This is a genomic window from Pseudoduganella sp. RAF19 (assembly GCF_052114165.1).
Classification (GTDB): domain Bacteria; phylum Pseudomonadota; class Gammaproteobacteria; order Burkholderiales; family Burkholderiaceae_D; genus Rugamonas.
On sequence record NZ_JBFREF010000002.1, the window covers coordinates 280,213 to 301,354 of the forward strand.

Below are 21,142 nucleotides of genomic sequence, written 5' to 3' on the forward strand. Positions count from 1 at the left end.
ATTCATAGTTTCATCGGGCGGACGTAACCCGTCAGCTCCAGATAGCCTCGTCCAGCAGGCTGGTCGTTGCGCCGCACCGTCACGGCGCCCTCCCAGTACACGGCGCCGCTGGACTGGCGCGCATCGAGTTCCTGATCCTGCTGCAATGGCGTGACCTGCCACTGGACATCGCCCGTAGTAATCATCGTCGCAACGGGATATTCAGCATTGGTACGGGGCGACCGCCACCGCGTTTGCGGGCTAAAACTGACCTGGTCCTGCGCATAGTGCGAAATCTTACCGGATGCGTCGCGCCATGTCGCGTGGGACCATATTTTACTACCTTGGCGGCTCCTTATCTGGAATGCCATCAGGGCGCCGCCATCGTCGAGATTCACGCCAATCCAGTCCCAGCCCGCCGCATCCGGATCGAGCACCTGCGTGGACCATTCGTGGTCCAGCCAGGTGACGCCGGTGACGGCTTGTTCGCGGCCATTTGGCCCCACAATCGCGCCCGTTGTGCGAAGTTGCGGCTCGCTGTAGTAGTAACTGGCCTGTTCGGGCTTGGGGCCTTTGCGCGAGTAGCCCTGGTCGCCCTGCAGCAGCACTGGCTGGGTCGGTGCAAGCGTGAGGCGCAGCGTGAAGTCCCGGGCAGGGATGTCGATCCGATAATGTCCAGCGGCGTCACGTTCCATGCGCCAGTTGTCCAGTTTGAGGCTGGTGTTGCCCTGCTCGGCGTAGGCCAGGCCGAGGCCCTCGCGCGCTGTGTGCTGGTCGTGCAGCAGCTTGCCCTGCGCGGGATCGGACAGCGCGGCGTGGGCGAGGATCAGGTCTTTGGCGGCGAACCTGCTCGGATTCTGTTCTCCCTGACCGGTCGCCGCGCGGAAGAAGGTGACCTGGTAGCCGACGGATTTGCCATCGGGTGTGGTGAGCCAGCCCGTTGCGTACCACCACTCCGTCTTGAAACCGTGGTGGGCGCCGAAGTCGCGCGGGAATTGCAGCGCGACGCCGGGCAATACGGGCGTGAACGCGGTCAGCGCGGCGACGCTCAGTGCAAGCAGGAGAAGACGAAGGGCGCGCATCACCAGTCCTCTCGCACGGCGCGGATCGGGCCGCCGGACAGTGCCTGACGGCCGGAAATCAGCGCCGTCGCGGCAGCGGACAGCAGCAGGGCGCCGGCGACGGTCGCGATCAGTGGCCAGGGATAATGCATCTCCATGCTCCAGTGGAAGGACTGCGGATTCACCACGCGAATCAGCACCACGCTGATGATCCAGCCGAGCGCGAATCCTGTGGCGATGCCGAGGCCCGTCAATGCGCCGCCTTCGAAGGCCAGGATGCCCAGAATCTGGCGCCGCGTCAGGCCCACGTGGCGCAGCATGCCGAATTCCTTGGCGCGCGCCAGGGTCTGCGCCGAAAAAGTCGCTGCCACCCCGAACAGACCGATCACGATGGCGATGGCTTCCAGCAGATAGGTGACGGCGAAACTGCGGTCGAAAATGGTCAGTGTGCGCTGGCGGATTTCGCCGGGCGCGGTCGTCTCCAGCAGCCCGCCGAAAGGCAATTGGCGCAGTGCGGCCTGTATTTGCTCCGGCTTCGCATCCGGCGCCAGCCAGATTGCCGCATCACCGGCCTCGCGATCGCCCGTGATGGCTATGTAATCATCGCGGCTGATCATCACGGCGCCGGTAGAACGCGCGTAGTCGCGCCACACTCCTGCGACGAAGAATTCGTGCTGGGCGCCCTGAAGTGGCAGGCGGAGCGTTCCGCCAGCGCGGACGCTGTACAGGTCGACCATCGCCTCTGTCACCCAGGCTTGCGGCAGCTTGCTGCCACGCGGCGGCCGCACAGCGGGGCCGGACAGCACCAGCGTGCGCTCGATCTGCGCAGGGTCGATGTCGCGCGCCAGCAGCAGGACGTTAGGGCGCTCTGCGGCCAGCGAAAGAGGGCGTGTACGCAGAAAGTCGACGCGCGCAATGCCCGGCACAGCGCGCAGTTGATTCTGCTCTGCGGGCTTGAGCAGGGCCGTACTGCCCGCGCTGGCGGTTCGCACGTACAGGTCGGCGGGCAGCAGTTGCTGCACCCATTCGTCCACAGAGACGCGGAAGCTGGACACCATGATCGCCATCGCGACCATCAGGCTGAAACTGGAGAGCACGCCGCCCAGCGCGATGCCCGCCTGCGATGAGGCATTCGCCAGCCGCGCCAGTGCCAGCGCGGCAACCGTGCGATGGGGATGCAGACGCGCTTCGGCGGCGCGGAACACCAATGCGGACAGGCGCGGCATCAACGCAATCGCGCCGACCAGCATCAGCGCAATGGACAGGTAGCCGAAGATCGGCAGTTCCGCGACCGGCGGCGCCTGCGTCAATACGGCAGCGATGGCGAGGCAGGCCAGCCCTGGCCAGGGCCGTGCGAGACGCGCCAGCGCCACTTCGTCGGTACCGGACTTCAGCGCGACAGCAAGCCGTCCGCGTGACGCCTCGAAGGCTGGTGCGGCGCATCCCAGCACCGCCACGGCGACACCCATGCCGAAGTAAAGGAAAGCTGCGACCGGCGTGAATTGGAGTTGCGGCCGCACGCCCGAGAAATAGCCCGCGCCGAGATCGCCGCCGAACAGGCGCAGCACCGCGGCGGCAATTGCATAGCCGCCCGCGATGCCGATCAAGGAACCTGCAACGCCAAGGAAGAGGCCCTCCAGCAGCACTTGGCGCATCAACGGGCGGCGTTCCAGCCCCAGCACGCGCAGCAGCGCGAACTGCCCGCGCCGGCGCAGCACCGACAGGGCCTGCGAGGAAAATACCAGGAAGGCGCCGGTGAACAGTGCCACCAGTGCAAGCACGCTCAGATTCACGCGGTAGGCGCGGCTGACGTTGCCGCTGCGGCTTTCCTGAGCCTCGTCGTTCGGACTGCCGACGCGGAAGCGGCCGGGGAATGCGCGCTCCAGCTCTTGTGTCAAAGCGGCTTTGAATGCGGCACGGTTCTCGCCATCGCGCAGGCGCAGATCGACCCGCGACAGCTTGCCCAGCTGCTGGAAGCGCCACTGCGCGGCGCCGATGTCCATCACACCAATACGCTGACCTGCACGCGCGCCGGGCAGGGCGCCTGCCACGCGTAAGGACAGTTTCTGTGTGCCGGACTGGAACTCCACCAGGCCGCCAGCCTGCACCCTGAGCCACGACATCGCTGCCGGCGAGAGGAAGATCGCGTCGTCAGCCACGGTATCGTAAGGCGAGTCCGCCTCCGGTGCGCCAATCAGGCCCGGTGTGACGGCTGCAGCGCGGAACACGTCGAGACCAATAATTTTCAGCGGCAGGCTGCTGCCCGGCATGGATGCGTCAAAAGTCAGTACCGGCGATGCCGTCTCCACACCGGGCCGCTGGGCCAGCTGCGGATAGATTGCTTCCTCAATAAAGGGCTCTGTGCCGCTGACCTGGACGTCGGCCTGACCGGACAGCGATTGCACGGCGGACGAAAACTCATTGAATGCAGCGGCGTTGACCAAATGGATCGCGAAGCCCAGCGCTACACCAACCGCAATGGCCGCAATCGCGACCAGTGCGCGTACCGGATGCGCGCGCCATTCGCCGAGCAGCAGCCAGCGGGACAGGCGCCGTAGCGACGCGTCTTGCGTCAACTGCTGCATTCCAGGTTGTAGCGCTCAGCTGCGCGTTTGGCTTTGATGCGCGTTCGCTCGGTATTCTGGAGTGTGGCGTCGCGGGCGTCTTCTTCAGCCCATTTCTGATCCTGCTTCAGCTTTGCGCACTTGCGCTGCCGGACGCCTGCCGCGCGGCTTGCTGCTGCATCCTCGCGCTCCTGCTGCGCCTCGCGCTTGTGACGGGCCTTTTCCAGTTTTGCCGCTTCATTCTGCTGGCGCGCCAGATCGGATTTCGCAGCTGGATTGGACACGGGAGCTTCCGGAACGGCGACCACGCCCGCCTGTCCCCGTTCGCAGGGCTGCTGGCTGTAGGTGATTTTGCCGTCCACCGTGCATTTGTTCACGGTCTGCGCGGCGGCGGGCAAGGCGACGGCGAGTAGCAGAAGTAGTGGTTTCATATGATCTTCCCCGGATTCATGATACCGAGGGGATCAAGTGCGGCTTTGATCGCGCGCATCATTTGCAGCTCCACTGGCGACTTGTAGCGCGCCAGTTCGTCGCGTTTCAGCGCGCCGATGCCATGTTCGGCTGAAATCGAGCCACCGAATGCGACGACGTTATCGTGCACCAGGAGGTTCACGGCGTCCTGATTGCTCAGGAAGTCTTCGTTCGAGATGCCAACCGGCGGCGCGACATTGAAATGCAGGTTGCCGTCGCCAAGGTGGCCGAAGCAGACCAACTGGCAGCCGGGGAAAGCCTGCTGCAGCAGCGGCTCGGTGTCTGCAATGAAGTCGGCGATGGCCGATACCGGCAGCGAGATATCGTGCTTGATGTTCTTGCCGTCCGCCGCCTGCGCCAGAGGAATGTGCTCGCGCATCTGCCACAAGCCCTGCGACTGGGCGACCGAGCTGGCCACAACGGCGTCTTCGATCACGCCGTCGTCCAGCGCGGCGCCGATGGCGCGTTCCAGCAGACCGACCGCATGTTCCTCGGATTCGCTGCTGGACAGCTCCAGCAGCACATACTGCCCGTGCTCTTGCGCGAACGGTTGCGGCAGTTGCGGGAAATGCTTGTGGACCAGGCGCAGGCAGAATGCGGACATCAGCTCAAAACCCGTCAGGCTGGCGCCGCAGCGGTCCTGCATCACGGACAGCAGGCGTAAGGCGTCGGCTGGCGAAGCGAGGGCGGCGAGGGCGGTGATGCTGGCTTTCGGCTGCGGGAATAATTTCAGCACGGCGCCAGTGATGATGCCCAGTGTGCCTTCGGCGCCGATGAACAGATCGCGCAGGTCGTAGCCGGTATTGTCCTTGCGCAGACCGCGCAGACCGGACCAGATCTCGCCTTGCGGCGTCACCACTTCCAGGCCGAGACACAGCTCGCGCGTGTTCCCGTAACGCAGAACCGCCGTGCCGCCGGCATTGGTCGAGAGATTGCCGCCGATGGTGCAACTGCCTTCGGCCGCCAACGACAAGGGGAACAGGCAGCCATGCGCTGCCGCCGCTTCCTGCACGGATTGCAGAATGCAGCCCGCATCGACAGTCATGGTGCGGTTGACCGGATCGACAGCACGCACTTGGTTCAGCCGGGCGAGCGAGAGTACCACCGCGCTGCCGCTCGCATCGGGCACGCTGCCGAGCACCAGGCCTGTATTGCCGCCCTGCGGCACAATGGGGACATGTGCCGCCACGCAGGCGCGCACCAGTACCGCCACTTCCTGTACCGAACCGGGACGCAGCACTGCCAGCGCGCGGCCCGTAAAACGTCCGCGCCAGTCGCGCAGGAAGGGCGCCATGTCGGCTTCCCCGGTCAGCACATGCGCATCGCCGAGCAGTTGGCGGCAGTGTTCGAGGAAGGCCGATTGCATCATTTCACGGAATTGGAATTGATCTTATCCAGCAGGTCTTTGGCGGCTTTCTTGGCGGCGCGCTTATACGGCGCCACATACAGAATCGCGCACAGGAAGTACACCACGACGATGCCAGCCTCGCCCCAGCCCAGCCACGGCATGGCTTTATCGCTCCAGCCGCGCACCACGCCTTCAGTGAAATAGAGCAGGATCATCATCGACGTCCACTGCAGCGTGTAGATATCGCGCTTGATGATGCCGGCCAGAGGAATCAGCAGCGGCGCGGCCTTCAGCGCAAGCCAGGAACCGCCGGGATGCAGCGGCGAAATCAGCAGCTCCCACAGCAGGCACCAGATAATCAGCGCCACCATGCTGCCGATAGCGCCCCAATGGAAGAATTTATGTTTGCTGGATTCCATCACATTCCCTGCATTCTGACGGCGGTTTCGGCGAGGCGGCGGCCGAGGGCCACGGCCAGGCGCTTCTCATCGTCGGTAATTGGTTTCTTGCCATCCAGGCCGGACCAGTGGCTGGCGCCGTAGGGCGAGCCGCCGCTCGATGTGGTCATCAGCTCAGGATGCGTGTAAGGCAGGCCCAGAATCATCAAGCCATGGTGCAGCAGCGGGATCATCATCGACAGCAGGGTTGATTCCTGGCCGCCGTGCAGACTGCCGGTGGAGGTGAACACACAGGCAGGCTTGCCGGCCAGGGTGCCGGACAGCCATTCGGCCGAGGTGCCATCCCAGAAATACTTCATGGCTGATGCCATATTGCCGAAGCGGGTCGGCGAACCGACGGCAATTGCGGCACACTCGCGCAAATCGTCGAGTTCCACATACGGCGCACCTTCGTCCGGCACGGCGGGCGCGGTCGCCTCGGCCACAGTGGACACAGCTGGCACTGTGCGCAGGCGCGCGTCGCAGCCGGACACGCTTTCGATGCCCTGGGCGATGAATTCGGCCAGTTTGCGTGTGGAGCCGTGCCGGGAATAAAACAGTACGAGAATAATCAGGTTAGGTCGGTTCATCGTTGTTATTATATGGCCCTTTACTAATAAGCATAAAGATCCACAAATAAGTCGAATAATGGTTTTAAAGTCCGCAATTAATCGTGTTACCCGCCGCTGCAGCAAAGCTGTGGCCGAGCTGCGCGCCCTGACCTGGGCCGAGTTGCGGGACCTGTTCCGCTTCGCGCGCCGCCGCCTGCGTGAAGAAAGCCTGCCCCAGGTGGCGGGTGGCCTTACTTTTACTACCGTGTTTGCCCTGGTGCCGGTACTGACTATCGCCCTGGCCATCTTCACCACCTTCCCGATGTTTAATACCTTCCGCACCGCGCTGGAGGCGTATTTCATCAAGAGCGTGATGCCGAAGGAGATTTCGAACACGATCCTGAATTATCTGACGACTTTTGCCAGCAAGGCCACGCGATTGTCCGCAGTCGGCGCAATTGCCCTGGTGGTGACTTCGGTAACCATGATGGCCACCATCGAGCGCGTGTTCAACCGCATCTGGCGCGTGAAGGCCGAGCGCCGCCTGACCAAGCGCATACTGGTGTATTGGGCGTTGATCACGCTGGGGCCTTTGTCGGTGGGCGTGTCGATTACGATGTCGATCCATTTGTTCTCGGCCACCACCAGCCTGGTGGGGAATATCTTCGGTGAGCTGTTCTATAGCCTGTTGTCGGTGGTGCTGACGACGCTGGCCTTCACTTTCCTTTACATTGCGGTCCCGAACCGCAATGTGGACTGGCGCGACGCGGCTTGCGGCGGTGTGGTCGCGGCAATTGGCTTCGAACTCGCGAAGCGCGGCTTTGCGGTCTTCATTTCGCAGGTGCCGACTTACTCGAAGATTTATGGCGCGCTGGCGGCGCTGCCTTTGTTCCTGCTGTGGATTTATCTTTCCTGGCTGATTACGCTGGTCGGTGCGCTGCTGACGGCTGCATTGCCGGTCGTGAAGTACGAGCGCTGGTGGCATGAGGCGCAGCCAGGTGGCGAGTTTATCGACGCCATGGCCGTGCTCAAGGTGCTGCACGAGGCGCGCGAGCGGGCCGACAATGCGCTGGTCAGTGCATCCTTCATCCGCTACCGCACGCGGCTGGGCTTCGACGAGCTGGACGGCTTGCTGGAGAAAATGCTGGCGCAGGGCTGGGTGGGGCGCGTGAAGCTTGCGCCGCCCAACCGCGTCCAGATGGGCAAGCGCGCGAGCGAAGGCGGCGACAACTGGGTGCTGCTGGCAAACCTCGACAAGCTCACGCTGGCCGACGTCTACCGGCTATTTGTCTTCGCGGGCATGGCCATCAATGCCGGCGCCGCAGCGGACAACGGTAGCGACAGCGACCGCCAGATCAGCCGCGAAGCCGCCATCCTCGCCCGCCAGGTTGAGGACGCCGTTGAGTCAGGTCTCAACACGCCGCTCGCTCGGCACTTCGGCGGCTAAGGACGCAGGAAGCCTGACAGCGCATCCAGCACGGCATCGGGCTGTTCGGCCATCATCTGGTGACCGGCGTCCACGGTTACGGTGCGGGCGTGAGGAAGGGCCGCGACCAGCGCTTTGGCGGAGCGGGGCGGTGTCATCATGTCCTTACTGCCGTTGATGAAGAGGACCGGACATTTCACGGATTGCGCAGCGGTTTCGCCGTTAGCATAGCTGTTGCACGCGGTGAAGTCGGTGTGGAACAGCCGGGGCTCGCCACGCGATGCGATCCGCTGCATCAGGCGCTGCGACATGCCGCTCACGTAGAAGCCCGGCGCGGGGCAGGACGGTTTCTGCGCATACGAGGAATGCGACCAGATGTTGACCATGTCGATGGCCGTCTGCTCGRCATTCAGCGCGGCGTCCAGCAGGGCATCGGACACTTTCATCGGCCAGGTGGAGCCCAGCAGCGCCAGGCCTGTGATGCGGTCCGGCGCGCGATGAGCGGCTTCCAGCGCGATCAGGGAGCCCATGCTGTGGCCGACCAGCGCAGCCTGTGAAACGCCAGCGGCATCCAGCAGCGACAGCACCCAGCCGGCCATTTCCTCGACCGTGCGCAAGGCCGCGCCGGCACTGCGGCCGTGGCCGGGCAGGTCGACCGCCAGTACGCCATAGCCGTGATGAGCCAGGTAGCGCGACTGGAGCGCCCACACGGAGTGGTCGTTCTGCGCGCCATGCAGGAACACCACGCAGGGCAGGGAAGCGTCAAAGGCTTTGCCGCCGGTATAGCAATAGGAGCCATTCAGCAGCATCATTACGCTCCTTTCTGCGACATTTTGAGGCCGCGCGCCAGGTCTTCGATCAGATCGTCCGGATCTTCCAGTCCGACCGACAAGCGCATGGTGCCCTCGGCTATGCCGGATGCCGCTAGCTGGTCTGTGGGCACGCGGAAATGCGTGGTCGATGCCGGATGAATGACCAGCGACTTGGCATCGCCCACGTTCGCCAAGTGCGAGAACACTTTGAGGCTGTCGACAAAGCGCTTGCCTGCGGCGCGGTCGCCCTTCAGCGTGAACGACAGCACCGCGCCGCAGCCGCGCGGCATCAGGCGCTGGGCCAGTGCGTGGTCGGGATGCGAATCCAGTTCGGGGTAAGCAATCGACTCGACCGCAGGCTGCGACAGCAGGAACTCAAGCACCTTGCGCGTGTTGGCAACGTGGCGGTCCATGCGCAGGCCCAGAGTCTCGATGCCCTGCAGGATGGCGAACGCATTGTGCGGCGACATCACTGCTCCAAAATCGCGCAAGCCCTCACGGCGCGCGCGCAAGGCGAACGGCGCCACAGTGGACTCTTCCGCGAACACCATGCCGTGGAAGCCGTCATACGGTTCGCACAGCTCTGCAAAGCGGCCAGTGCGCTCATACGCTGCCTGCCAGTCGAACGTGCCGCCATCGACCAGCAGACCGCCAACCGCCGTGCCGTGGCCGCACAGGAACTTGGTGGCGGAGTGGAACACCAGGTCGGCGCCGTGATCGAAAGGACGCAGCAGATAGGGAGTGGTGAAGGTCGAATCCATCATCAGCGGCAGGCCCGCTTCATGCGCGATCGCCGCAACCGATGGGATATCCAGCACGTCCAGTCCGGGATTGCCGAGCGTTTCGCCAAACAGCACCTTGGTCGATGGACGAATCGCCGCGCGCCACGCATCCAGGTTGCGCGGATCGACCAAGGTCGTCTCGATCCCGAAGCGCTTCAGCGTGTAAGCCAGCAGATTGTGCGAGCCGCCATACAGCGCGCGTGACGCCACGATGTGCGAACCGGCACCGGCAATCGTGCACAGGCCCAGATGCATGGCCGCCTGCCCGCTGGCAGTAGCAATTCCGGCCACGCCGCCTTCCAGCGCCGCGATGCGTTCCTCCAGCACCGCATTGGTCGGATTCGAGATGCGCGAATACACATGGCCTGAACGCTCCATATTGAAGAGCGCTGCGGCGTGATCGGAATCGCGGAAGGCGTAAGCGGAGGTGAAGTGAATCGGGGTGGCGCGCGCGCCGGTGGACGGATCGGGCGTGGCGCCCGCATGCAGCGAGAGGGTATCAAAGCCGGGGTACTTGGGACCGCTCATGGATTGTCTCGTCGGGTTTCTGGAATGGCCCCGATCCTACCGTGTTATCACACGCATGAATAGTGTTGTAATTTACTTATGCTCAAAACTGGATTTTTTAGCCCGCTTACGCTACATTCCCTGGTAAGGCTTACAATAAAACAAAATCCATTCACAGCGGACAGGACGGCCCAAAATGAAAGTCTCCGAAATTCTCCAGGTCAAAGGCAACATCCTCTACACGATTTCCCCGGACCAGCCGCTGGTAGAGGCAGCCAATACGATGGCCGAGAAGGACATCGGCTCGCTGGTCGTGATGGAGTACGGCGATCTGGTCGGCATGCTGACCTTCCGCGAAGTGCTCAAGGCCCTGCATGCGAATCAGGGTTCGGTCGGTGGTGGTACGGTGCGCAAGCACATGGAAGACCATCCGATTACCGTCACTCCGGACACCGAAGTGAACGAAGTGCGCCGCATCATGCTTGAGAAGCACGCGCGCTACCTGCCGGTGATGAACGCCAAGACCCTGCTGGGCGTGATTTCCTTCTATGACGTGGCTCGTGCCGTGCTGGAAGCGCAAAGCTTCGAGAACCGCATGCTGAAAGCCTACATCCGCGACTGGCCCGCCGAGGAAGAGGAGAAGTCCGAAAGCTAAAACAAATGGGGACGTAGCACATTTACCGCCCAGGGCGCCAAATGTGTTACGTCCCCATTTAATTTATGCGACGCCGGCTAGGGCGTCGTTACTGAGCCATCCTTCCAGCGCGCTGCCGGTCATCGGGCGGGCGAACAGGAAGCCCTGGCCTAGCGGGCAGCCGAGGTTTTCCAGGATCTGCGCCTGGCGTTCGTCTTCCACACCTTCCGCAATCACTTGCAGGCCCAGGTTGCGGCCCAGTTGAATCACCATTTCGGCGATGCTGCTGCCGCGCGCGGATTGCGTGATTTCGGTGACGAAGGCGCGGTCGATTTTCAGGCGATCGATCTGCAGGCGCTGCAGGTAGGAGAGGGAAGAGAAGCCGGTGCCGAAATCGTCGATCGCAATCGCGACGCCGGTCTGCTTGATCTGCGCCAGCATCTTGATCAGCATGTCCGGCTCTTCCATCGCCATCGATTCGGTAATCTCCAGCTCCACGTATTCCGGCGGCGCGCCGGTTTCGCTCAGCGCGCGCTTCAGCGTGTCGAGGAACAGCGGGTGGCGGAACTGCACTTGCGAGACGTTGATCGAAATCGTGAAGTCCTGATGCCCGGCTGCACGCAATTCGACCAGCTCGCGGCAAGCCGTATGCATCACCCATTCGCCCAGATCGATGATCAGGCCTGAATACTCGGCAATCGGAATGAAGCGGTCCGGCGACACGAATTTGCCGTCCGGCGTCTGCCAGCGCAGCAGAGCCTCGGCGCCAACCGGGCGGCGCGTGACCAGATCGATTTGCGGCTGGTACACCACGAAAAGCTGATTCTGTCCAAAGGCTGTGCGCAGCGCGTGCATCATGCGCACGCGTTCGCGGATTTCGACGCCCATGCTGCGCGAGAAATAGAAGTGGCCGGCGCGCTGCTGGCTCTTGGCGCGCTTCAGGGCGATGTCGGCATCCTTCAATGCATCGGCGCCGCCGCCATCGTGTTCGCACAGGCGCACCAGGCCGAGCGTGGCGGACAGCTGTACATCCTGGCCTTCAATACTGAATGGCTTGGCGAACAGCGTCAGAATATTGGCTGGATTGACTTGCGCGGAATCGCCCAGCACGCAGAAGATGTCGCCGCCGATGCGTGCAACGGTCAGTTGCTGCCCCAGGCTGTTTTGCAGACGGCTTGCAACGGCGGACAGCAGCAAGTCGCCGAATTCATGGCCCAGCGCGTCATTGGTTTCTGCGAAGTGATCGAGGTCGACCAGCGACAGCGTAGCATCCTGTTTTGCAGGGCCGGCCAGCGTGGCGTCGAGAATTTCAATCAGGCGCGTGCGGTTCGGCAGCTTGGACAGGTTGTCGTAGAAGGCCGCCGTATGCAGATGCGATACCAGCTCCACGTTTTCCAGACCCACGGCCACATTGCTACAGAAGACATCGAGCAGGCCTTTTTGCAGCTCGGTTGCCGGCTGGCTCACGTCGAGGAAAGCGACGAAAGTGTGACTCGCTTTGCCTGCAAAATGCAGGGTCACATAATCCGGACCGAAGATATTGCTGCGCGCAGCCAGGCATTGCTCCAGCGCGGCGTGCACACGATCGTTGTCGGCTTCGGTCAGATGGACGTTCGACAGGTCGTGATAGCTGCCGCTGGCTGCCACCACGATCAATTCATGCAAGCCCGCATCCGGGCACTCCTGGATGCACAGCAGTCCATTGGCCGTCTGGCCGAGCAATTCGGCAGCCTGAGTCAGGACGCCCGCAGCGAAATTGTTCACGCCGTGCAGCGCCATCAACTCCGTGCTGGCGTGCACCACTTTGTTCAAGCCGCGGCGGCTTTCGTTGATATTGCGGATTTGCTCGTAGGAGCGGATGGCCGCAGTCACCGTGGTGAATAGCTTGATGCGGGTAAGTTCAGACTTTGTTTTGTAATCGTTGATGTCGAAATCGCGGATCGCGTCGATCTCCGGCGCATAGCCTGGCTGGCCGGTACGCAGAATGATGCGCACATCGGTCAGCTTCAGCGTTTCGCGGATATAGCGCACCAGGTGCAAACCGGCGTCATCCTGCTCCATGACTACGTCAAGCAGGATCACGGCGATTTCCTGTTCATGCTTCAGTAGTTCACGCGCTTGTGCGGCCGAATAGGCGTGCACGAATTCGAGGGGACGGTGCTGCATGTCGAGATTGCCGAGGGCGAACGTGGTCGTCGAGTGGACGTCCTCGTCGTCATCGATAATCATCACGCGCCATACTTTGCGCTGGGCGGTGCTGGCTGGTTGAGCGGGGTGCTCTTCTAAGAATACCAGATCATCCTGATCGTCCTTGCCGTGGTCAAGGGGCGAGATCGATGGGGGCATGTGTCGCTTCTCCAAGGGTATCGGTGTTCTTACGGAATTAAGTATATAGCGAATTGTTCAATAGAACGACCATTTAAACAATTTACCCTTTGCTAACGGCTTTCTGTATGCAACTTTTAACAATTCTGTGGTTTCATGCCATCAAAACCGTGTCTGGTTAGACAATGGGGAACACGGTAGAATAGGGAGATTTCCCATCTCAAGCGATTCCACGATATGTCCGGTAATACCTTTGGCAAGCTGTTCACCGTCACCACGTTTGGCGAATCCCACGGTCCCGCAATTGGCTGCGTTATTGACGGTTGCCCGCCGGGCCTGCCGCTCTCTGAAACCGATATCCAGCCCGAACTGGATCGCCGCAAGCCAGGCACTTCGCGCCACGTGACGCAGCGCCAGGAGCCGGACACTGTGCAGATTCTGTCGGGCGTGTACGAGGGCGTGACCACCGGCACCCCGATCGCGCTGCTGATCAAGAACGAAGACCAGCGCAGCAAGGACTACGGCAACATCACCGAGAGCTTCCGGCCCGGCCATGCCGACTACACTTACTGGCATAAGTACGGCGTGCGCGATCCACGCGGCGGCGGCCGTTCTTCGGCACGTCTGACCGCACCGATTGTCGGCGCAGCTGCCATCGCCAAGAAGTGGCTGAATCACCAGTACGGCACCGAGTTCGCCGGCTGCATGAGCCAGCTGGGCGAGATTGAAGTGCCGTTCCAGAATTTCGAACATGTACCAGCCAATCCTTTCTTCGCCGCGACAGCGGACGAAGCACTGATCGCGCGCATGGAAGCCTATATGGACGATCTGCGCAAGGCGGGCGACTCGATCGGCGCGCGCATCGATGTGGTGGCGCGCAATGTGCCGGTTGGCCTGGGCCAGCCGATCTACGACAAGCTGGATGCCGATATCGCTTACGCCATGATGGGCATCAATGCGGTGAAGGGCGTGGAGATTGGCGCAGGCTTCAAGTGCATCGCCCAGCGCGGCTCGGAGCACGGCGACGAGCTGACGCCGGATGGCTTCATCGGCAATAACGCAGGCGGTGTGTTGGGCGGCATTTCGACCGGCCAGGACATCACGGTGTCCATCGCCATCAAGCCGACCTCGTCGATCCGTACGCCGCGCCGCTCCATCGACAAGGACGGCAATCCGGTGATGGTGGAAACCTTCGGCCGCCACGATCCATGCGTCGGCATCCGCGCCACGCCGATCGCTGAGGCCATGCTGGCCCTGGTGCTGATGGATCACGCGCTGATGAACCGTGCCCAGTGCGGCGACGTCAGTGTTTCGACGCCGGATATCGCAAGGAAGTAATGCCCGCTCAGTCTTTCGGTTTCGCGCTTTTCCTCTTCTGTTACTACGCATACGCCGGCACCTTTTCCTCCTATGCCTCGCTGTTCTTCCGGGGCAGGGGGATGTCGGTGGCGGAAATCGGCGTACTGATGTCCCTGATTCAGGTGCTGCGCATTTTCGGTCCCAACGTCTGGGGTTATGTTGCGGACCATAGCGAACGCCGCGTCTTCGTATTGCGCCTGACCGGCTGCGCCGCGCTCACCGCGTTCTCCGGTTTCTATATCGGCTCTACCTTCGCCGCTTATTTCGCGGCGATGGTGCTGCTCAATCTCTTCACCAGCGCGCAAGGCCCGATCTGCGAAGCGCTGATGATTTCCGAAATGCGCGGCGACCTGACGCACTACGGGCGCTTGCGCTTGTGGGGCTCGATCGGCTTCATCGTGACGGTCATGCTGGCCTCCTATGCGATGGACTGGTTCGGCACCGAAGCGCTGCTGCCCGTCGCTGGCGCGCTGCTGGTGTGCGTGATCGGCGCGGCTTTCCATTTGCGCGAAGTGCCGCGCATGACGCATGCCGGTGAAAAGCCTTCACTGATGGCCGTGCTGCGCAAGCGCGAGGTGATTGCTTTCTTCGCGTCGACTGCGCTGATGGTGGCGGCGCATACATCGCTCTACACCTTCTACTCGCTGTACCTGGAACATCACGGCTACAGCAAGGCCGTGACGGGCGTCATGTGGTCGCTGGGCGTGGTGGCGGAAGTGATGCTGTTCTATTGGCAGGCGCCGGTGCTGAAGCGCTTTGGCCCCAAGCGGCTGATGTTCCTGTGCTTTGCGATTGGCATCGTACGCTTCAACCTGATGGGCGCGGCGCCGAAATCGCTGGCCATTCTGGTGATTGCGCAAACCATGCATGCGGCGACGTTCGCCCTGCATCATTCGTCCTCGGTGGTAACCATGCAGCGCTGGTTCGCAGGTGCCTTGCAGGCGCGCGGCCAAGCGCTTTACATCAGCGTTTCCTATGGTCTTGGCGGCACGCTGGGCGGACTGTTCCTGACCAAATGCTGGGACGCGATGGGACCGGAGTCGGTCTACTTTGTGGCTGCGGGACTGGTGGCGGCGGGCGCCGTGGCGGCAGCGCTGTCCTTCCGCTGGCAGCGGAAGGATGCTCAGGCTGCGGTCTTGCTGGCAGGTTCGGTCTGAGCCTGGTGGCGGCGTTCGACCGACTTCATCACCAGATTACGCATATCGTTCAACAGCGAGAACTCGGTCGGGCTGAGTTGAATCGGCGGGAAACTGTCGTCCCAGTCGCCGTACAGGAAGCCGGTCGGCTGGCCGTTGGAGCATAACGGCAGAATCACGAAGCTGCGCGCATCGGACAAGGTGCTGCGCCACCACTGCGGCAGCTTGGCTGCAAATTTCGGATCGCGTGCGTTCTCGATAAAGATCACGCGGTCGCTGTTCAGGGCTGCGTGGAAAACGTTCGGCTCGTAGTTGTCTTCAAAGTTCATCTCCGCCAGACGTTCACGTATGCCTTCGCCGAAGCACATGCGCGCGGCGTACTTGCCTTCGCGGCGATTGCGCACGAAGGCGACGGCGCGCGAGAAGTCCAGGCCTTTGTACACGCTTTCCAGCGCGATCTGCACGATCTGGCCGGGGCTGGCGGTGTCGATGACATCGCGGATATCGGCCAGTCCGCTAAGCAGCACATTGTTGCCCTGTACGCGCTGGCGGGTTTTGGCGAGCGCTTTGGCGCGGCGTTCGGCTGGCTTGGACAGGGGCGCGATGGACAGGTCGGCCGCCGCGGCGACCTTGGCTTGCTCGATGGCTTGCGCCAGCTTGTCGGTCGAAACGCCGATCATGCTGGAATAGCGTTCGGTAAGGTGTTTGACGATTTCTGCGCCTTCTTCATCGTCGTGCCACAGCGCGCCTGCGCAGATGCAGGACATGGTGGACACGCCGGCAATCCAGTCTTCGTGGCTCACCGGTTCGCCCGGCTCCGGTGGCTCCACCGTACGCATGCCGGACAACAGATTGGTCGGCAGGCCCCAGTGCTGGGCGGCGGCACGGCCGATATCCTGCAGCGAAATGCCCAGCAGTTCGTCGGCCGCGGCATCTTCCTTGCCAACGCCGGCGCGGCGCTGCATCTCGGTCCAGCGCTCCGGCATGTAGAAGGTGACCATCATGCGGCCCAGCGTCTGCAGCATGGAGCACACCACGGCTTCTTCAGCGTGGCGGCTTTCCGCAGTAGTCGACACTTCGCGCGCCACGATGCCGGCCAGTACGGCTTTTTCCATTTCGACGTGCGCCAGGCTGGAATCCGGCGATGCCACGGACAATTCTTCGATCAGTTTCAGGCCCAGCGCGAGATGGCCGATGGCGTCGGTGCCCAGCACCAGCACGGCCTTGCTGACCGTGTTCACATGCTGGCCGAAAGCCGAATACATGCCGCTGTTCGCGAGGCGCAGCACTTTCTGCGTCAGCACAGGATCGGACAGCACCGTGCGCGCCATATCGAATTCGGATTCATCCTCGCCGCGCATGGCGCCGAGGATGGAGGTGATGGCTTTGGCGAAACCGGGCATATCGCCTTGCAGGCGCGTGCGCTCCCACATCAGGGACAAGGTCTGTTCGCCCAGCGGGCCGTGGGCCAGTTCGCTCATTGCACCACCTGGGTATGTTCGCCGGGCATAAGCGAGGCGTAGGTGCGCTCTTTCAGTGCCGCCAGTGCGGTGTGGGCAGCCATCGGCTTGCCGGTCAGGTAGCCCTGGATGTATTGGCAGCCACGCTGTTCGATGTGCGCGTATTGTTCTTCGGTTTCCACGCCTTCCGCCACCACGGACAGATCCAGGTGTTTGGCCAGATCCAGCACGGCGTTGCAGATCGCCGCGTCTTTTTCGGACGCAGGCAGGTCGCGGATAAAGGTGCGATCGATCTTCAGTACCGAAATCGGGAAGCGCTTCAGATAAGCCAGCGAGGAATAGCCGGTGCCGAAATCGTCGATGGCGATACGGGCCTTGCGGTCAGCCATTTTGCTCAAAATCGTTTCGGCGTGGACCGGGTCGATCATCAGCGTGCCTTCAGTAATTTCAAGCACGAGTTTTTCGCCTGGCAGGCCAGAGAAAGAAATTGCGTCGTCGAGCACATCGAGGAATTTATCGTTTCGGAATTGCCGTGGACTAATATTAACAGAAATATAAAGTGGCCGCTTGGCAACTTCCTCAAACTGCTTTAATTGTACGCAAGCCGATTTCAGCGCCCAGGCGCCGAGCAGATTAATTAAGCCATTAGTTTCCGCAATTGGCACAAAACGGGCAGGCGGCACCATGCCGAGAGACGGGTGTTTCCAGCGCATCAGTGTTTCGAAACCCTCGATTTCGCGGGTGCGGGCGTTCACGATAGGCTGGTAATACAGCAGGAATTCGCCCTCGCGCACAGCCTGGAACATGGCCGCTTCCAGCGAAATATCGTGTTCCGGCGGACCGCCGTGGCGCGGGCTGTACACGATACAGCGGGCTTTGCCGGTTTCCTTGGCGCGCGACATGGCCGCGTCGGCCATCGCCACCAGACGCACTTCATCTTCGGCGTGCTGGGGATAAACGGACACGCCGACGGAAGCGCCGACATATATAGTATGTTGATCTACTTCAAAGGGCGATTGCAGCGTGGCCAGCAGGCGGCCGGTCACCAGCTTGATCTGGGCTTCGTTATAAGTGCCGGGCAGCACGGCCACGAATTCATCGCCGCCGACGCGGGCCAGGGTATCGCTGTCGCGCAGGGTCTTGCGCAGGCGCTGCGCAGCCATGCGCAGCACGGCGTCGCCAATCGGATGGCCAAGGCCATCGTTCACCTTCTTGAAACTGTCCAGGCCAATGGTGGCCACGGCAAAGCCCTGGCCGGAGCGGCGGGCCTGGGCGATGGTCATGCGGATACGGTCGGACAGCAGCAGGCGGTTCGGCAGCTCGGTCAGCGCATCATGGGTCGCCATATGGCGCAGGCGCTCTTCGGTGGCGTGCTGGTCGGTCATGTCGCGACCGACTACCAGTACCTCGTAGGCACGGGCGGCATTCGGATAGACCGAAATACGTAGTTCATACCAAATGTCACGCTCGGGGGACTTCAGGCGCACTTCGACCCGTACCGCGCCTTTGGCCAGGACAGACTCGGCCATCGTGGACTTCATCGCGGCCTGGTCCAGGTCGGAAATCAGGGAGAGGATCGGCTGGCCATCGAGCTCCTTGCCCCGGCCAAACAGACCGGCACTGCGGCGATTGGCGAACAGGATCTGGCCCAGCATATTAAGACGAAAGACGATGTCGCCAGCCTCTTCCAGGACAAAGTCCATGTCCTGTCGGGGCTGTTGCAAAGGTACTGACGGTGAGCTGGAAAGCATTGTTGCGCTCTATTCTTTCGCTGAGGTACAAACCAGAAAGAAATGTAACACTTAACGCCCATTAATTACATGAAAAAAAACAATATCGACCAATGTTTTGAGGAAATTGTTGTCCCATACCGGTAAAACTCCTCTTTTAAATTGAATTTATTTCCATGTGGAATTAATTGCACCAAGCAACTGCTTGCTTTGTGGTAGTGCATGGGCTAGCCTTCAGATCAGGGAGACTAATCACAAGGGGACGCAATGAACCGTTTTGATACCCATGAAGTGTTCAACCAGGTCCGGCCGTTTGAAAATGTGAACCTGTTCACCTGCGACGTGGCGCTGCGCGAGGCGCTGGAGCGTGAAGGCGGCGGTTCGGCCATGGCCTCTCTGATGGAATTAGGCGCCGATCTGGGCAGCTCGGACGTGCTGGATCTGGCGCGCCAGGCCAACGAGAATCCACCCAAGCTGCGCAACTTCGACAGCAACGGCCGCCGCATCGACGAGGTGGAATTCCACCCGTCCTGGCACACGCTGATGGAAATGCTGGTCGAGCACGGCGCTCACGCCTCGCCGTGGGAGGGCAAGCATCACGGCGCCCAGGTGGCGCGGGCCGCGCGCTACATCCTGTTCGGGCAGGTGGAAAATGGCTCGCAATGCCCGGTCACCATGACTTACGCCTCCGTGCCGGCATTGAAGCAGTCGCCGTCGCTGGCTGCGCGCTGGCTGCCGAAGATCATCTCGCGCGTGTACGACCCGCGCCCGCTGCCGATCGAGCAGAAACGCGGCGCCCTGATCGGCATGGGCATGACGGAGAAGCAGGGCGGCTCCGACGTGCGTGCCAACACCACACGCGCCGAGCCGGTGCCGCCATCGGAAGCGCGTGATCTGTTTGGCGCCGATGGCGAACAGGTCTTTCGCATCACCGGCCACAAATTCTTCTTCTCCGCACCGCAATCGGATGCGCACCTGGTACTGGCGCAGACCGAGGAGGGCGGCAGCGCCGGCTTGTCCTGTTTCCTGATGCCGCGCTTCCTGCCGGATGGCAGCCGGAATCAGATCCGCGTGCAGCGTCTGAAGGACAAAGTCGGTAACCGCTCCAATGCCTCATCCGAGGTGGAGTTCACCGGTGCTTATGGCTGGCTGCTTGGCCAGCCAGGCCGCGGCATTCCGACCATTCTCGAAATGGGCAGCCACACGCGCCTCGATTGCGTGCTGGGCTCCGCAGGCATCATGCGCTGCGCGCTGACCCATGCCCTGCATCATGCGCGGCGCCGTAGCGCCTTCGGCAAACCGCTGGCCGAACAGCCGCTGATGCAGAACGTGCTGGCTGACCTGGCGCTGGAATCGGAAGCGGCAACCGTATTCGCCATGCGCCTGGCGCGCTGTTTCGACCATCCGGACAATCCCGCCGAATCGATGCTGGCGCGTCTGCTGACACCGGCCGGCAAATACTGGATCTGCAAGCGCGGTCCGGCTTTCGGTGCGGAAGCGATGGAAGTGCTGGGCGGCAGCGGCTATGTGGAAGAAAGCACGCTGGCGCGCCTGTACCGCGAGCTGCCGGTCAACTCGATCTGGGAAGGTTCGGGCAACGTGATGTGCCTGGACATGCTGCGTGCGCTGAGCAAGTCGCCGCAAACACGCGATGTACTGGCGGCCGAACTGGCGCAGGCGGGACATGGCAATCCAGCCTACACGCGCTTCGTCGACAATCTGCTGAACGCACTGTCCAGCGCTCACGGCGACGAATTCGGCGCGCGCGTGCTGGCTGAACGCATCGTGCTGTCAGTGCAGGCCGGCCTGCTGCTGCGCCATGCGCCGTCGTTCGTGAGCGAAGCGTTTGTCGCCACGCGACTGGAGCGCGAACCCGGCGGCGCCTTCGGCCGTCTGCCAGCGAGCATCCAATGCGAAGCGATCTTGCAGCGCGCGCTGATCGAGAACGCATGACCACCTTGCCGCCCACCGACGCCAACCGGCGCGGCGAGCTGCTGCGCGTGGCCGCGCGCCTGTTCCGCGAAAAAGGCTTCGACGGCACGACCACGCGCGACATCGCCGATGCCGCCGGCATGCGTTCCGGCAGTCCCTTCTACCACTTCAAGAGCAAGCAGGATTTGCTGGCGGCCGTGATGGAAGAAGGGCTGCTGGCCAGCCTGCCCGCAGCGGAGAAGATCGCGTCCGGCAGCCTGCCGCCGCGCGAGAAATTCGAAGCGATGGCGCGTGCGCATCTGGAAATGGTGCTGGGCAAAGGCCACGATTTTATTCCTGTGCTCTTGTATGAGTGGCGCTGCCTGAGTCCCGAGCACAAGGAGCAGGTGAGGGCGCAGAAGGAGCGCTACGACGCACTCTGGCAAATCGTGATTACCGAGCTGGAAGCGGCGGGCCTGCTGCAAACGGACGCCAAGTCGGCGCGGCTGCTCCTGCTTGGTGCGCTGAATTACAGCGTGCAGTGGTACCAGCCCAGCCAGGATGGCAGCATCCGCCAGCTGGCGCACAAGGTCGGCAAGCTGTTTTTGCCGCCGGAGCCATAGACAGGCCTTCCCCTTGGCTGGGATAA

17 protein-coding genes are annotated in these 21,142 nt (G+C 62.2%); 6 read left to right on the plus strand and 11 right to left on the minus strand.

Going from position 1 to position 21,142, the window contains the following annotated elements:
* Positions 1-2: 2 nt before the first annotated feature.
* Genes AB4Z19_RS05925 through wrbA form a run of 6 tightly spaced genes read right to left on the minus strand, consistent with a single transcriptional unit; the run spans position 3 to position 6,450 of the window.
* Positions 3-1,061: a lipocalin-like domain-containing protein gene (locus AB4Z19_RS05925; protein ID WP_442023386.1), complete on the minus strand. Its 1,059-nt coding sequence runs from the start codon at positions 1,059-1,061 to the stop codon at positions 3-5.
* A complete protein-coding gene (locus AB4Z19_RS05930; RefSeq protein WP_442034645.1) occupies positions 1,061-3,625 on the minus strand; it encodes an FtsX-like permease family protein in 2,565 nt (854 codons plus the stop codon). The genes AB4Z19_RS05925 and AB4Z19_RS05930 overlap by 1 nt, the downstream gene beginning before the upstream one ends.
* On the minus strand, positions 3,613-4,035 hold the full coding sequence (locus tag AB4Z19_RS05935; protein ID WP_442029143.1) for a DUF4124 domain-containing protein: 423 nt from the start codon (positions 4,033-4,035) through the stop codon (positions 3,613-3,615). The genes AB4Z19_RS05930 and AB4Z19_RS05935 overlap by 13 nt, the downstream gene beginning before the upstream one ends.
* Positions 4,032-5,441 carry an FAD-binding oxidoreductase gene (locus AB4Z19_RS05940; protein WP_442034927.1) on the minus strand — a complete coding sequence of 470 codons (1,410 nt, stop codon included), beginning with the start codon at positions 5,439-5,441 and terminating at the stop codon, positions 4,032-4,034. The genes AB4Z19_RS05935 and AB4Z19_RS05940 overlap by 4 nt, the downstream gene beginning before the upstream one ends.
* Positions 5,441-5,842, minus strand: coding sequence for a DUF2069 domain-containing protein (locus tag AB4Z19_RS05945; protein WP_442029144.1), 402 nt, complete (start codon positions 5,840-5,842; stop codon positions 5,441-5,443). The genes AB4Z19_RS05940 and AB4Z19_RS05945 overlap by 1 nt, the downstream gene beginning before the upstream one ends.
* A complete protein-coding gene (wrbA, locus tag AB4Z19_RS05950; protein ID WP_442034647.1) occupies positions 5,842-6,450 on the minus strand; it encodes an NAD(P)H:quinone oxidoreductase in 609 nt (202 codons plus the stop codon). Before wrbA ends, AB4Z19_RS05945 begins: the two co-directional genes overlap by 1 nt.
* A gap of 58 nt (positions 6,451-6,508) precedes the next feature.
* On the opposite strand from wrbA, the gene AB4Z19_RS05955 reads away from it, so the two are divergent.
* Positions 6,509-7,858, plus strand: a complete 1,350-nt coding sequence (locus AB4Z19_RS05955) for a YihY family inner membrane protein (RefSeq protein ID WP_442034649.1) — start codon at positions 6,509-6,511, stop codon at positions 7,856-7,858.
* Here AB4Z19_RS05955 and AB4Z19_RS05960 read toward each other — a convergent pair.
* Positions 7,855-8,646, minus strand: a complete 792-nt coding sequence (locus AB4Z19_RS05960; protein WP_442034929.1) for an alpha/beta fold hydrolase — start codon at positions 8,644-8,646, stop codon at positions 7,855-7,857. The genes AB4Z19_RS05955 and AB4Z19_RS05960 overlap by 4 nt on opposite strands.
* Positions 8,647-8,648: 2 nt before the next feature.
* The gene (locus tag AB4Z19_RS05965; protein WP_442025754.1) at positions 8,649-9,959 is read right to left on the minus strand and encodes an O-acetylhomoserine aminocarboxypropyltransferase; all 1,311 of its coding nucleotides are present in this window, start codon (positions 9,957-9,959) and stop codon (positions 8,649-8,651) included.
* Between the two features lie 175 nt (positions 9,960-10,134).
* On the opposite strand from AB4Z19_RS05965, the gene AB4Z19_RS05970 reads away from it, so the two are divergent.
* Positions 10,135-10,593, plus strand: a complete 459-nt coding sequence (locus AB4Z19_RS05970) for a CBS domain-containing protein (protein WP_442025755.1) — start codon at positions 10,135-10,137, stop codon at positions 10,591-10,593.
* Positions 10,594-10,656: 63 nt separating this feature from the next.
* On the opposite strand, the gene AB4Z19_RS05975 is transcribed toward AB4Z19_RS05970, so the two are convergent.
* On the minus strand, positions 10,657-12,918 hold the full coding sequence (locus tag AB4Z19_RS05975) for an EAL domain-containing response regulator (RefSeq protein WP_442025756.1): 2,262 nt from the start codon (positions 12,916-12,918) through the stop codon (positions 10,657-10,659).
* A 216-nt stretch (positions 12,919-13,134) separates the two neighbouring features.
* Between AB4Z19_RS05975 and aroC the strand changes: the two genes are divergently transcribed.
* Together aroC and AB4Z19_RS05985 are read left to right on the plus strand one after the other, a co-directional pair.
* Complete coding sequence (gene aroC / locus AB4Z19_RS05980) at positions 13,135-14,235, plus strand: chorismate synthase (protein WP_442025757.1); 1,101 nt, start codon at positions 13,135-13,137, stop codon at positions 14,233-14,235.
* Positions 14,235-15,413, plus strand: a complete 1,179-nt coding sequence (locus tag AB4Z19_RS05985; RefSeq protein WP_442025758.1) for an MFS transporter — start codon at positions 14,235-14,237, stop codon at positions 15,411-15,413. The genes aroC and AB4Z19_RS05985 overlap by 1 nt, the downstream gene beginning before the upstream one ends.
* On the opposite strand, the gene AB4Z19_RS05990 is transcribed toward AB4Z19_RS05985, so the two are convergent.
* Both AB4Z19_RS05990 and AB4Z19_RS05995 read right to left on the minus strand, forming a co-directional pair.
* The gene (locus AB4Z19_RS05990) at positions 15,380-16,873 is read right to left on the minus strand and encodes an HDOD domain-containing protein (protein ID WP_442034651.1); all 1,494 of its coding nucleotides are present in this window, start codon (positions 16,871-16,873) and stop codon (positions 15,380-15,382) included. The genes AB4Z19_RS05985 and AB4Z19_RS05990 overlap by 34 nt on opposite strands.
* Positions 16,870-18,555, minus strand: a complete 1,686-nt coding sequence (locus tag AB4Z19_RS05995) for a putative bifunctional diguanylate cyclase/phosphodiesterase (protein ID WP_442034653.1) — start codon at positions 18,553-18,555, stop codon at positions 16,870-16,872. The genes AB4Z19_RS05990 and AB4Z19_RS05995 overlap by 4 nt, the downstream gene beginning before the upstream one ends.
* A 294-nt stretch (positions 18,556-18,849) precedes the next feature.
* On the opposite strand from AB4Z19_RS05995, the gene AB4Z19_RS06000 reads away from it, so the two are divergent.
* Entirely contained in the window at positions 18,850-20,535 is a 1,686-nt protein-coding gene (locus AB4Z19_RS06000; protein WP_442026291.1) for an isovaleryl-CoA dehydrogenase, read from the plus strand.
* Positions 20,532-21,116, plus strand: a complete 585-nt coding sequence (locus AB4Z19_RS06005; protein ID WP_442026290.1) for a TetR/AcrR family transcriptional regulator — start codon at positions 20,532-20,534, stop codon at positions 21,114-21,116. The genes AB4Z19_RS06000 and AB4Z19_RS06005 overlap by 4 nt, the downstream gene beginning before the upstream one ends.
* Positions 21,117-21,142: the final 26 nt, after the last annotated feature.

Coding starts and splice junctions, on each gene's coding strand:
- aroC (WP_442025757.1), top strand. CDS start 13,135: ATGTCCGGTAATACCTTTGGCAAGCTGTTCACCGTCACCACGTTTGGC.
- AB4Z19_RS05965 (WP_442025754.1), bottom strand. CDS start 9,959: ATGAGCGGTCCCAAGTACCCCGGCTTTGATACCCTCTCGCTGCATGCG.
- AB4Z19_RS05945 (WP_442029144.1), bottom strand. CDS start 5,842: ATGGAATCCAGCAAACATAAATTCTTCCATTGGGGCGCTATCGGCAGC.
- AB4Z19_RS05995 (WP_442034653.1), bottom strand. CDS start 18,555: ATGGACTTTGTCCTGGAAGAGGCTGGCGACATCGTCTTTCGTCTTAAT.
- wrbA (WP_442034647.1), bottom strand. CDS start 6,450: ATGAACCGACCTAACCTGATTATTCTCGTACTGTTTTATTCCCGGCAC.
- AB4Z19_RS05975 (WP_442025756.1), bottom strand. CDS start 12,918: ATGCCCCCATCGATCTCGCCCCTTGACCACGGCAAGGACGATCAGGAT.
- AB4Z19_RS05955 (WP_442034649.1), top strand. CDS start 6,509: ATGGTTTTAAAGTCCGCAATTAATCGTGTTACCCGCCGCTGCAGCAAA.
- AB4Z19_RS06005 (WP_442026290.1), top strand. CDS start 20,532: ATGACCACCTTGCCGCCCACCGACGCCAACCGGCGCGGCGAGCTGCTG.
- AB4Z19_RS05985 (WP_442025758.1), top strand. CDS start 14,235: ATGCCCGCTCAGTCTTTCGGTTTCGCGCTTTTCCTCTTCTGTTACTAC.
- AB4Z19_RS05930 (WP_442034645.1), bottom strand. CDS start 3,625: ATGCAGCAGTTGACGCAAGACGCGTCGCTACGGCGCCTGTCCCGCTGG.
- AB4Z19_RS06000 (WP_442026291.1), top strand. CDS start 18,850: ATGAACCGTTTTGATACCCATGAAGTGTTCAACCAGGTCCGGCCGTTT.
- AB4Z19_RS05940 (WP_442034927.1), bottom strand. CDS start 5,441: ATGCAATCGGCCTTCCTCGAACACTGCCGCCAACTGCTCGGCGATGCG.
- AB4Z19_RS05925 (WP_442023386.1), bottom strand. CDS start 1,061: ATGCGCGCCCTTCGTCTTCTCCTGCTTGCACTGAGCGTCGCCGCGCTG.
- AB4Z19_RS05990 (WP_442034651.1), bottom strand. CDS start 16,873: ATGAGCGAACTGGCCCACGGCCCGCTGGGCGAACAGACCTTGTCCCTG.
- AB4Z19_RS05935 (WP_442029143.1), bottom strand. CDS start 4,035: ATGAAACCACTACTTCTGCTACTCGCCGTCGCCTTGCCCGCCGCCGCG.
- AB4Z19_RS05970 (WP_442025755.1), top strand. CDS start 10,135: ATGAAAGTCTCCGAAATTCTCCAGGTCAAAGGCAACATCCTCTACACG.